Here is a 10,774-nt window from a genome sequence, read left to right on the forward strand (position 1 = left end):
GCTTCTTCGGGGCGAAACAGGGTGCCTTACTGTTTTTTCAATGCATAATCCAGTTTTTCCATATCGTTAACGACAATTTCTTGCTCGTCAGCAGTCAGAGGAACTTCCTCCAGATAACGCTTCACTGAAGCCTTACTTTCCAGCAGCAGGCCTCTGGCGCTTTCTTTAGGTAGGTTAAAATCGCACCCGATACAGGCCATACGGTGAGGGCAGCTGCTCCAGAATGGGTTCGTACAGAAAGAATCCCCTAAATCGTAATAGGTTGCCGGTCCGGTCAGGCTGACAGCCTCCGGATCATGATCGATTAGCACGCTCATCATATGCGCCACCCGGTCCGCCTTCACAAAAGATGCAGCCAGCTGGGTAGGACGTATACGAATATAATGCATGGTGGACTGAGGCGTAGAATGACCTGACCACTGCATCAGCTCATACAAAGTCATGCCCTGTGGAACACTGGCCAGGGCTGTAACTGCTGAAGCGCGCCCCCGATGGCTGGTAATTGGCCCCCGGCTGTCTTGCGCAGGCACACCCGCTCTGGCACAGAGAACCGGGATGACAGTCCGGTTTATGACATCCCTGCCGACAGGTTTGCCCCGAAACTGAAACAGGAAGCGGACTTTTTCACCGGTACGCTCATCCGTAAGAGCTGCCTGTTCCTGTGGACGTTCGCTGAGCCAGATATCAACGTACTTTTTCACGACGGCAGAGATAGGTTTTACAAAGGCTTTAGACGTTTTTCCTGCCGGTACGCTGAGGTAGCAAAGCGTTCCTGCCGGAATGATGTTGCCATCCTCCCGCCTGATATCATCCGCCTGCAGAGTGATGCAGCCAGCAGTAAGACGCATTAACTCGTTCTGGCGCAGCCCGGCATGTGTCCAGATAACGGCCATCGCCTGCAACATGGACAGAGGATAGTGAATGTCACTCAGGAGATCTTCATGGCGCAGATTGAGGCTTGCCCAGATCAGCTTCAGCCAGACCGGATCATCAATGACGCGGGGATTTACACTCTGACGGAACAGTGGAGTGCCAGGCGTAGAGAGATGTCGTGCCGGACTGAATTTCAGTCGCCCCCAGCCCCAGTTTTCATAATCGATCATGAAACGGCGAACCGCATAAACAAATCCACTACGGGAATTCGGCAGCAAGGGCTCACCTATCCGGGCAGATTGCCGGGCACCTCCTTCAGTGCCCAGTGACAGCTCGCCCACCTTCATTCGTCCAACTGCCGCAATAAAGCTGGCACAGGTTTCCATTGTCCAGTCGGCCGGTTCGTGAATATCCGGATATTCACGGGCAAGCCACAGCCCACAGCGGAGAATAAAACTGTACTGGTTCTCCCGCGATCGGGGGCGAAGCACTGACGTATGCCTCCATTTCCGGCACCACCTGACCCAGTCTGCCGCGATACCTTGCGTGGGTTTTTCATGCCATTCTTTATAATTCCGCATACGAACAGAATTTTTTATGATGCCCATTGCGGCAAGTGCGTGTGAAACCCTGCCAGCTGTTTTTGCTATTCCCCGGTCGTGATAATTCTGTGCCCGCCACAGCAGATCGATCGTAAAGCTTTCAAGTTGAGGATTTTTATTCATCAGCATCAGTACGCCGAGTATGGCTGACAGAGCATTTTTCTGGTTCTGACTTTTATACCCAAGCGAAACCAGAGCTTCAGTCAGACGGCTGAGCTCCTGACTGAAAATGTTCTGTCCAAAAATGGCTCGGGCATACAGCGACGGCGCGCCCTGATGCGGCAAACTGAACGGAGAAGAAAATGGGCCAAGATGAAAGGCAAAAGCGGCAAGCAGCGGCCTGCCTGATTCATGCTGCTGTAACAGATAAATCCATTTTTCCTGCGGCCACTGCCAGCAGGGTTTCCCTGTCCGGTGTGTTTCTGCCAGAACGGAAAGAATTATGATTCTGATCAGCCTGTCACTGGTTCCACTGCGAGTGGCAATATCCTGCAAAGGCATCAGTAACAATGACAAAGAATCCGGCTGTTCGAGAGCGGCTGATCTGCGATGGCCTGTACTTAGCGCTGCCCGTTCTTCAGCAGTGAGCACATCATTCAGCTGATAATCTGTACGTTCAAAGGGGCTATAAGTACACATGATTATTTCTTCTTTCATCAGCGAGTCTCCGTCTGAAAAATAAGGCCGGCAACTTTTCGATCAATTTCAGCTACTGCAGCGGCCATCCGACCAGCCAAATCAGAACCTGAAAGATGGATGTAAATCTGGGTAGTACGCGGATCGCGGTGTCCTGCGTATGCGGCTAGTTCATGGAGTTTCCATCCAAAGCGTGCCAGGTGCGTCAGACGAAGATGGCGGAAGGTATGTGTGGTGATTTGTGGAAGGCCGGCATCAAGTGCCCATTTCCGGACGGTTTTACTCCAGTTCCAGAAAGACAGGGGGGCACCGTGGTTACGATCAGAAGCCGAGCGAAACAATGCACCTTCTCGGTAACCCGCGAGCCGTAACTGCCGGAAATGATTTGCCAGCACCGGTGTTACGGCGGAACTGTAGCAGACTATCCTTTCCCGCCTGTTTTTCGTCGTTTCGGCGCGAACACGAATCAGACGATGAGCAGGATCAATATCTTCAAGCATGAGGGAGGCTACTTCTGCGCGACGAAGCGCACCGTAATACGCCAGGGCTAGCATCAATCTGTCACGCAGGGAGGCGGCAGAGACATGCATCAGGAATCTGAGCCATTGCTCATCATCAGGAATAACGGGCAGACGTGTGATACGGGGAACCAGACCGCGTCCCGTATAAGCGCTCCCCGGCAAACCCGAACGGGGTAACGGGTTGAGACTGCAGATATCCTGATAAACCAGAAAGTCATACCAGAGACGGATCGCAGAAAGGCGCAGCTGGAGCGTGGCGCTGGCCGCGGGAAAAGGCATGCCGGGTAGCTGAGGGCTGATGTAGGCGGCCAGGTCTTCAAACCGGGCCTTTTCAGGTTCAATGCTGTTCTGGCTGCAGAACGCAAAATAATGGCTGAGGGCACTGCGGTAGGCGGAGAGTGTGGCCTGAGCCCTGCCCAGGTCGGACAGCAGTTTCAGCCAGCGCTCCGCCAGTACCAGAACGTCCTCATTTGGTGGAATCATCATTGTGTTTACCTCTGACAGCAGCATTGCTACTCAAAGTTTACCCAGTCAATGTTGCATTCCACTTAACTTACTATAAGGCGTAATTGCTTGAAAATATGTGTATTTTTTCAGGGAAACGCTGGTTTTTTATCTTAAACCACGGGTCGCCCATTTTAACGTACTTTTTGGCTTCCTTGCTGCGCGCGATGACGCAGCCGTCGTTATTCGACAGGATGGCCACCGGCGCATTTTTAAGGTCAGGCCGGAACACCTTCTCCGCGCTCGCATAAAAGCTGTTCACGTCAATTAAGCCAAACATGTCAGTTCCTTTTGCGAGGGCTGTGCACGAAGTGCACCACCACGCCGAAGATCTCAAGCGTGTCCGGGTCCGGGATAATAACGGGGTAGGCAGGGTTCATAGGCTGCAGAACAGGTCCCTTCGGGGTAAGCAAAAGACGTTTTACCGTGAACTCGCCGTAAAGCTCGGCGATAACCACGTCGTTGTGCTCCGGCGTGAGGGAGCGATCCACGATAAGCAGGTCGCCGTCATAGAGGCCGACGTCCTGCATGCTGTTGCCCTGCGCACGCAGGAAAAAGGTGCTTGCCCGGTGGGCTATCAGATATTCATTAAGATCGAGCTCCTGCTCCGCGTAGTCCTGACAGGGTGAGGGAAACCCGCATGGCACGCGTTCCAGGAAAAGGGGCCTGAAGCTGGGCGGCGGATTATCTGCCGGGTGCAGCAACTCAAAGGCGTTGAACATAGCAAAATCCCTGTTAAAGCGCTGTATGTATTTACAGTAGTATTAACTGGCTTGACGGGCAGTGCAAGACAGTGAAAAACGTCTGAGCGCAGGATTAAAAGACAGTCATTGATTTATATAGGTTTATAGCAAAACGCCTGCTCAAAAATTAATCACTCGGGTGCAGGCTTAGGCTGGCAGGGCCTGCAGCTGATTATCCACAGCTTTATGCGCCGCCTGTGCAGGAAAGATGTGGATAAGGGTCCCCTTCGGCTCCCCGGCGTTGCCGGGTCGTCAAGCCTCACTGCGCTAACCGGCAGAGCCGGTAAGCTCCGCCGGACCGCGAAGCGTTCCGGGCCTGACGGCTGGAGTCTGATGACTTAAGGCAAACCGGGCTGGCGCTCCTCTAAAAAGGCCGCTGAGGGTTTTTCAAACGAAACCGCAGGTGTAGGATTATGCCCGTTTTCAGGGAGCTTTCGCATAAGGACTATGTTTTGAAATCTGCACATCCTCCGTATTTATTTCATTTCTTCCTCCGGTATCGCCCTCACGTGCTGAGGACAGACTCCTGACGGCCAAATCTGGCCACCCCACAGCTTAAAAACAACGGCAGGACCACAGCCTGACATGCAGCCAGCCCGCGGGCTGGCGCGAACCGCGCCGGCATAAGCCCGCCGCCGCTCTGAGGCGCAACGCCGTTTCGCTGCCGCTCAGCCGCCGTTGCCGGTGCATCGTGCTGTACTTTTCCGCCGGGCTTCACCGGTTTAAGTCCTTTCGCCGGGGCTGAGACAAGCACTGGTGCCGTGGTCGTCCAGGGTGAAGTGAACGCCGTGAAAATTTATTTCCGGCCACTGCGTTAGACCAGAAATAAATTTCCCCGTCGCCCCGGACGCCTGCCGTCACCCGCGCTGGTTTAAGCCCTCGCGGCGAAGGATCTCAAACGGGTGAAGTGAATACCGGAGGTAAAAACCAGCCGATTTCCACAAAACGTCAACACCGCGGCTCCCGAAACTCAACGGGTGACGTGGTTTAAAAACCAACTGCATGAGGAGAACGAACATGGCTTCACGGGGCGTCAACAAAGTCATCCTGGTCGGCAATCTGGGACAGGACCCGGAGGTGCGCTACATGCCGAACGGCGGCGCGGTCGCAAACATCACGCTGGCCACGTCAGAAGCCTGGCGTGATAAGCAGACCGGCGAGAACAAAGAGGTCACGGAGTGGCACCGCGTGGTGCTGTTCGGAAAGCTCGCGGAGGTGGCGGGGGAGTATCTCCGCAAGGGCTCACAGGTCTACATCGAGGGCCAGCTGCGCACGCGTAAATGGCAGGGGGCGGACGGACAGGACAGGTACACCACCGAAGTCGTCGTGAACGTTGGCGGCACCATGCAGATGCTGGGCGGACGCGGCGGCAGCGCTGCAGGACAGACCGGACAACAGTTCAGCGGCCAGCAAAACGCTAAGCCGTCACAGCCAGCTGCAGGTAACGGCGGCAAAGGCGGTAAGGGCGGACGCGGTGCTGCTCAGCCACAGCCTGACCCCCAGGCACCGCCGCAAGGCAACTACCCGCCGGCAGATTTTGACGACGACATTCCGTTCTGAAGATGACGCGGCTTCGCTCTCGCGAGGCTGCAACTGTGATGAAAACAGCAGTTAACAGAATCAGCAAGGCGGCCGGACGGCCGGGATGGTTGCCCTGGCGGAGCGGTAACTCCGCGCAGGGCATGACATTCAGATAATAAGGAACCCAATATGTCAGCGAATCAGTCTAGACAAAAAATCCGTAACGGCAAGACCCCCGCATATTACGGCCGCCGGCGCGGCAACTACCGCAGCTGCTGCGGCAGCGAACTGACCCGTGATGAGAGCGTGACACTGCAACGTCTTAAGGCGTTCACGCCGGGCGACTTTGAAGCCTACAGCGCGCGCGGCGAGGAGTTTCGCCGGCGGCTGTGCGGGACCGTGCTGAACGCTCTGCAGCTCAGCAAAGCCTGGCTTACCGACTGCGAGTGTCGGGGAGAGTGGGGCGGGGTCTTCCCGGTTCATCTCCGCCTGACGCACCGCAAAAATCCGCTCGTCACGCTCGACATCCTGAGCCCGGGCAGCGAGTCACCGTTCTGGCACGGGCTTCTCTGGATAAACCCCGATCACACCGGCCTGTATGTTCTGAACACCGAACAGTTTGAGCCGCAAACCATCGGGCAGCTGCTGAAGCGCGTTGAGGAAATGGTCTCAGCGGGGGTAACGCCGGCGGAAATCGTGGCGGTGCTGGGCAGAAAAGGGGGGCTCGCATGAATACTGTCATGATGATCCCAGCAGTGGCGCCACGCCTTTATCGGCAGCTGCACAGAGTCTGCAGACTACACGATGTCGCTTCACGCCCTGCGCAGGCATCAGCGCTGGCGGGGACGGCAGAAAAAAAGGATAAGGCATGCCCTCCGGTGCTCACGTTACTGAACATGCCTTGCAGTATAGGGCGGCCCGCTTCTGTGGCGTCAGAACGAACCGTACTGGCGATGACGCACCAGGCTGAAGCGCAGGAAAGACTTATCTGCGAGGCTGAAACGGCGCTGGCCAGCCAGACTGTTCGCACATACCGGCAATGGTACTCGCACTGGCGTCATCGTGGTGTACGGGTAAACGACCTGCTGGATATGACGTGGGTGTGGCGCCATCGATGCAGCAGGTAACCGTTCAGACCTTTTAATGATTTAAGTTGGCGCGTCGATAAGATAAGTATCTCACACCAGAAATGGTTGTCGTTGGTAAATCCGTTTAGGCGATGCTTCGCTGCATCGTCTTTATTCCCGTAGCTGTCATCCTGATTTCTCCGGTTATTCAGCCGGGGTGATTTTTAGTGCATCGAACAAATCATTCGGCGTTAGTGCTAAAGTGATTTTTTGCCCATCAGGCCTGACAATGTTGAAAGCCTCACTGTTGAGTCCATATACTTGAGGAAGGCGCGGAAATCGCGCTGAATGCAGGCAGCGGCACCGTCCTGGACACCTCCCGACTTAAGGCAACGAGGCGCTAGGGTATTTTGTATGGAACAAATTTCTGGAACATTCGAATTAGCAAAATATCTGCCGGTTTGCCTGGCAGTATTGCTCTGGCTGTTTTATTGGCGTACCCGGCGTACTCTTAGCAGACATGAAAGGATGAAAGAGTTAACGCCAGCGCATACCCAGGAAGAAACCTTAGATCGCCTGATTAATGCAGAGTGCGAATTGCTATCTTTTTCATTTTTGCTTTCAACTATGATGTCGCTGATAACGGCGGTGACTGTATTAGTGCTGATGTAAGACAGCCGGAAATTTAAAGGAAAAAATATGCATCAAAGCACAGATATAGTAGACGTCATGCGCATAGTGATACCCGTTATAATGGCGTTGATTTTTTGGATTTATCTGGCGTTTATTAAGCGCGATATAAAAGAAACGCAATCAAATCTCAAAGACAGACTGTGGCTTGACGATCCATCGCAGGCTGAAGAATCCCAGCTAGACAGAGACCTCAAGAAACACATATCTAACAAAGAGATACAGGCCTAAAGACGCAGATATTTGCAATCCTGTTTACCGGGCTGGCGATAATTTTCATCTGTATAACGAGCCGTTGAATGCTATCTATCCGCGAATTGTCACGGAAAAGATGATTTAATAAGCCCTGCTGAACAATCGGGCTAAAAGGAGTCGGTAGTATGTTGGAAGCATTTAGTGGCGGAGTAAATTTTTTCACGGCGGCAGTATTTTCGCTGATTATATGGGGAACGTTCTGCGTAGCGGCCTGGTATAACTTTTTCAGTGCTGCACGGCGCGATTCATGGCACAGCGGCGGGCTGTCAGACTTTATCGACCTGTTTCCTGACTGGCTGGTTAATGGCGTACTGGCGGCATGGTTTGTCGTCGGGACATTTCCCCTGCTTAACTATAAGGCCGATAAAGAGCAGTTCGGTTCTGCAATAGGGCGAGCAAGGGAAATGGGCCTTTTCGACGACAGGCCGTGGTACGGGGTAGGCGGCTATCAGTTTCTGGCCGTGATACTGGTCCTTGTCGCCAGCTACCTGATACACCGCTATCTTGACGACTGAAAACGGATGTAAGCCAGTCTTTCAGGTCTATATGATGCCGCTCACTGAAGCGGCATTTTTGTTTCAGTAATACAGGGGTTTTACCGGATGCCCGGAGAAGTGCGTAAAAAAACCGCCTAGCGGCGGTTCTTCTGTTAGTCATGAATCTCTTTTTCATGGAGAGCTCTTAAATGCGCACCACTTTTCAAACGATCAGCCCATTACGATTTTGATACTCGCACCACATGCCGCAGCGTATCTTTCAAGGGTGGTGATACTGGCTTTACTGGCATTCTTTTCCAGTTTGCTCACGGCTGGTTGTGTGATCCCCATGCGTTCAGCTACCTGAGTGCTGTTGATACCCGCTTTGCGGCGCATGTCAGCCAGGAGTTCCTGTAACTCTTCCTCTTTCTTCTCTGCGAGATAAGCGGCCATAACATCAGGATTCTGTAAAGCCTTTGCCTTTACCTCAGCGTAAGGAATACCTTTAACTTTCATCTGTCAGCTCCTCCAGTCTTTTCAATGCTATTTTGATTTCTGCCGGTGGCGTCCTGGGTGTCTTTTTGATAAATGTCCGTAAAATGTATATTTTTCTTCCCTTAGCAAAAGCGAAAAAAGTACGTGTAATATCTTTCTTTCCCGCCCGTAACTCAAAAAGCCCTTCCTGAATAATATCCGTATGCGGATAGCGTAGCTGGTTGCCCTGTAACTCCAGCTTATCCAGTGCTGCTAACGCTTTACCCTGCATCGCGCTGTCCAGGGCGAATATTTCCTGTTGTGCTTCAGGATGAAAGATCAGTTCAAACACTTAGCGCCCCATTCCTTTATCACATCATTGTTCCAGTAGTACAATGATAACCTAAAGGCTATTATAGCTCAAGGGTTATGGATAACCTTTAGGTTATTAGTTGCGGTTTATTTTGTACCTCGCAGCATGGAAGCCGCCAGATGCCGGTAAGGGGAACTGCGCCGGTCAGGGGCGGTGAGACAAGCAGTCAGTCAGTTACGGATGGCCGGCACCCTGATGGCCCCCTCCGGCTCCCCGGCGCTGCCGGGTCGTAAGGCCTGCTTCGCTAACCGGCACGCCGGACCGCGAAGCGTTCCGTGCCAGCAGGCTAAGGCCGGATGGCTTTAACGGCCAACTACAGCTGCGGGCCTGCGCCCGCGCCTTCACCGCGCCGTCATCCCTCCGTCGCTTCGATGTCGTCACGCCTTAACGGCGCGCCGGGTGTATGCATTCCCTCTCATACCGGTGGTCATCTCTCATCACTCCTCTCGCGAAGGGCCGGGTTTCGCACCATCGCCCGGAAAAAGCAAGGCTGAAGTGTACGGCTTCGCCGGCCCTGCTTTGTCCGTTCGCCGTCGCGTGCACGCCCTTTGCCGCGAAAGGTCCCGACGAGAGATGAATTAAACACCACAAAGGAGAACCGGAATGAATACACAGAACGTCAACACCGCCGCTCTGGAGCCCTCGGAAAGATGGGGTGAAGAACAGGCAAAAACCTGTATAGAGAAATGCCTGGTGCTCAGTACGGTGCACATGACGGCGAAAGACAATGACCTGTTTTACTGGCTCTCACGTCGCACAGAAAAGGGGGATGGGGCCTGGATGTGGATTCACGATACGGGCTATGGATTCCTTATCTGCCTTGATGCTGACGGGGACAGGCTCAGGTGGCTGCATAACCGGGGCATTTCTGAAAGCCTCTGTTACCTGTTGGAAACCGTTTCAGGACTGTCCGGCACGCGGATGTTTAACTTTGACAGAGACGCGGACATACAGCCCGGTTTTGTGACGTACGACTGGTAGAGCGCGGCAGTCAGTCTGCATAAGATTCCGGCGCGGCAGCAACCGTGCCGGTTAATTCAGAAGCGAAGGAGTTAACTGATGCGTTACAGTAAGAAAGTTGAGGAGCAGGCACAACGTTTTGCTCAGGCTTACCGGGAAGGCAGGTCCGCCAGCATGCCGGCGATGCGGTTCAGTGAATGGCCCTGTTTCATGGTCACCGTCAGAAAAATGCAGGGAGGGCAGGGATGAAGGCCTTTAACGATGATTTACCGGTTACACAGGAAGAAATTGACCGGGTACTGGGAAAGTGCTGCCACATCACGCTGAATACCGGCGCAGAGGCGCTTTACATTAACGGTAATTTCGTCACTGATGCATATCCGGGAGAACCGCCGTTACTGAATCTCGCGCGTAGCATCGCAGCGGCTTCAGGTCACAACCTGTGCTGCTTTGTGGTGCCCGAACCTGATAATGAAGAGTGGCCATGGAATGACGTTGTGGATCAGCTAGTGCTGCTCGCGAGAAAGAATCCGCCACAGCATTCGATACCCGAAACGCCGGCAGTGCCGCGAGGTCTGCTGGCCAGACTTCTCTGTAACCGGCATTAAGCAATTTATGGAAGGCAGGCCTGTTCCTGCCTGTTTTTTCGTCGGGCGCATGCAGTTATGGCCCAAAGACAACACAGACGGCCCTGCGGGCCGCGAGCAGCCGGTGCTGCCGCACCGGTCCTCTCCCTTCGCCTGCGCTTTCTCTACGGGACGCTGTCTCCCTGTCTTCTCTGTCAGCTTCATGCTGCTGTTAATCTATCTGCTGTGCTGGAGCTGCTTCTCTGGTTTCCTTTCCATGAAGGTCAAAGGCATAAACAGCCTGATGGCCCCCTCCGGCTCCCCGGCGTTGCCGGGTCGTCAGCCCTACTGCGCTAACCGGCAAAGCCGGTAAGCTCCGCCGAATCCCTCCGGGGTTCGGGCCTGACGGCTGGGGTCTGATGGCAACGGCCAGGTCAACCCCTGCAGCGGGCTTTCGCCCGCGCATTCACTGGCCACAAAAGGCCGTGGCCGCTGAGGACCGGACCGGCAAAG

Annotated in this window: 14 protein-coding genes and 2 pseudogenes; 10 read left to right on the forward strand and 6 right to left on the reverse strand. The window is 54.1% G+C overall.

The genetic code is table 11. The features are described from left to right. Window positions 1-26: 26 nt before the first annotated feature. From N5J69_RS20575 to umuD, 4 genes and pseudogenes are all read right to left on the reverse strand, one after another. Complete coding sequence (locus tag N5J69_RS20575; RefSeq protein ID WP_061704456.1) at window positions 27-2,132, reverse strand: tyrosine-type recombinase/integrase; 2,106 nt, start codon at window positions 2,130-2,132, stop codon at window positions 27-29. Then, on the reverse strand, window positions 2,132-3,118 hold the full coding sequence (locus N5J69_RS20580; RefSeq protein ID WP_064740974.1) for a tyrosine-type recombinase/integrase: 987 nt from the start codon (window positions 3,116-3,118) through the stop codon (window positions 2,132-2,134). The genes N5J69_RS20575 and N5J69_RS20580 overlap by 1 nt, the downstream gene beginning before the upstream one ends. A 73-nt stretch (window positions 3,119-3,191) precedes the next feature. Then, a pseudogene (locus N5J69_RS20585) lies at window positions 3,192-3,416 on the reverse strand (DNA polymerase V subunit UmuC); the annotation flags it as partial. Between the two features lies 1 nt (window position 3,417). Further along, the gene (gene umuD, locus N5J69_RS20590) at window positions 3,418-3,858 is read right to left on the reverse strand and encodes a translesion error-prone DNA polymerase V autoproteolytic subunit (protein ID WP_159222825.1); all 441 of its coding nucleotides are present in this window, start codon (window positions 3,856-3,858) and stop codon (window positions 3,418-3,420) included. Between the two features lie 899 nt (window positions 3,859-4,757). On the opposite strand from umuD, the pseudogene N5J69_RS20595 reads away from it, so the two are divergent. The 7 genes and pseudogenes from N5J69_RS20595 to N5J69_RS20625 all read left to right on the forward strand — a co-directional run. After that, window positions 4,758-4,870 (forward strand): annotated as a pseudogene (locus N5J69_RS20595) (single-stranded DNA-binding protein); the annotation flags it as partial. Between the two features lie 26 nt (window positions 4,871-4,896). Then, a complete protein-coding gene (locus N5J69_RS20600; RefSeq protein WP_159222826.1) occupies window positions 4,897-5,439 on the forward strand; it encodes a single-stranded DNA-binding protein in 543 nt (180 codons plus the stop codon). 150 nt (window positions 5,440-5,589) lie between these two features. After that, window positions 5,590-6,132 carry a conjugation system SOS inhibitor PsiB family protein gene (locus tag N5J69_RS20605; protein ID WP_159222827.1) on the forward strand — a complete coding sequence of 181 codons (543 nt, stop codon included), beginning with the start codon at window positions 5,590-5,592 and terminating at the stop codon, window positions 6,130-6,132. 194 nt (window positions 6,133-6,326) lie between these two features. After that, the gene (locus N5J69_RS20610) at window positions 6,327-6,527 is read left to right on the forward strand and encodes a hypothetical protein (RefSeq protein WP_279772460.1); all 201 of its coding nucleotides are present in this window, start codon (window positions 6,327-6,329) and stop codon (window positions 6,525-6,527) included. Between the two features lie 354 nt (window positions 6,528-6,881). Further along, the gene (locus N5J69_RS20615; RefSeq protein WP_159222829.1) at window positions 6,882-7,139 is read left to right on the forward strand and encodes a hypothetical protein; all 258 of its coding nucleotides are present in this window, start codon (window positions 6,882-6,884) and stop codon (window positions 7,137-7,139) included. 27 nt (window positions 7,140-7,166) lie between these two features. Next, window positions 7,167-7,388 carry a hypothetical protein gene (locus N5J69_RS20620; RefSeq protein ID WP_279772461.1) on the forward strand — a complete coding sequence of 74 codons (222 nt, stop codon included), beginning with the start codon at window positions 7,167-7,169 and terminating at the stop codon, window positions 7,386-7,388. Between the two features lie 149 nt (window positions 7,389-7,537). Beyond that, window positions 7,538-7,927, forward strand: coding sequence for a hypothetical protein (locus N5J69_RS20625; RefSeq protein ID WP_159222831.1), 390 nt, complete (start codon window positions 7,538-7,540; stop codon window positions 7,925-7,927). 192 nt (window positions 7,928-8,119) lie between these two features. On the opposite strand, the gene N5J69_RS20630 is transcribed toward N5J69_RS20625, so the two are convergent. Both N5J69_RS20630 and N5J69_RS20635 read right to left on the reverse strand, forming a co-directional pair. Further along, entirely contained in the window at window positions 8,120-8,404 is a 285-nt protein-coding gene (locus N5J69_RS20630) for a helix-turn-helix transcriptional regulator (RefSeq protein WP_159222832.1), read from the reverse strand. Next, window positions 8,394-8,714 (reverse strand): type II toxin-antitoxin system RelE/ParE family toxin, encoded by a 321-nt coding sequence (locus N5J69_RS20635; protein WP_137230237.1) that lies wholly within the window; start codon window positions 8,712-8,714, stop codon window positions 8,394-8,396. Before N5J69_RS20635 ends, N5J69_RS20630 begins: the two co-directional genes overlap by 11 nt. A gap of 624 nt (window positions 8,715-9,338) precedes the next feature. Here N5J69_RS20635 and N5J69_RS20640 point away from each other — a divergent pair. The 3 genes from N5J69_RS20640 to N5J69_RS20650 all read left to right on the forward strand — a co-directional run bounded on the left by N5J69_RS20640 (window position 9,339) and on the right by N5J69_RS20650 (window position 10,303). Next, complete coding sequence (locus N5J69_RS20640) at window positions 9,339-9,716, forward strand: DUF5983 family protein (protein WP_159222833.1); 378 nt, start codon at window positions 9,339-9,341, stop codon at window positions 9,714-9,716. 78 nt (window positions 9,717-9,794) lie between these two features. After that, a complete protein-coding gene (locus tag N5J69_RS20645) occupies window positions 9,795-9,944 on the forward strand; it encodes a hypothetical protein (RefSeq protein WP_159222834.1) in 150 nt (49 codons plus the stop codon). Next, entirely contained in the window at window positions 9,941-10,303 is a 363-nt protein-coding gene (locus N5J69_RS20650) for a hypothetical protein (protein WP_159222835.1), read from the forward strand. Before N5J69_RS20645 ends, N5J69_RS20650 begins: the two co-directional genes overlap by 4 nt. The last annotated feature ends 471 nt before the right edge of the window (window positions 10,304-10,774 follow it).

Source organism: Pantoea sp. GD03673 (assembly GCF_029844725.1).
Classification (GTDB): domain Bacteria; phylum Pseudomonadota; class Gammaproteobacteria; order Enterobacterales; family Enterobacteriaceae; genus Pantoea.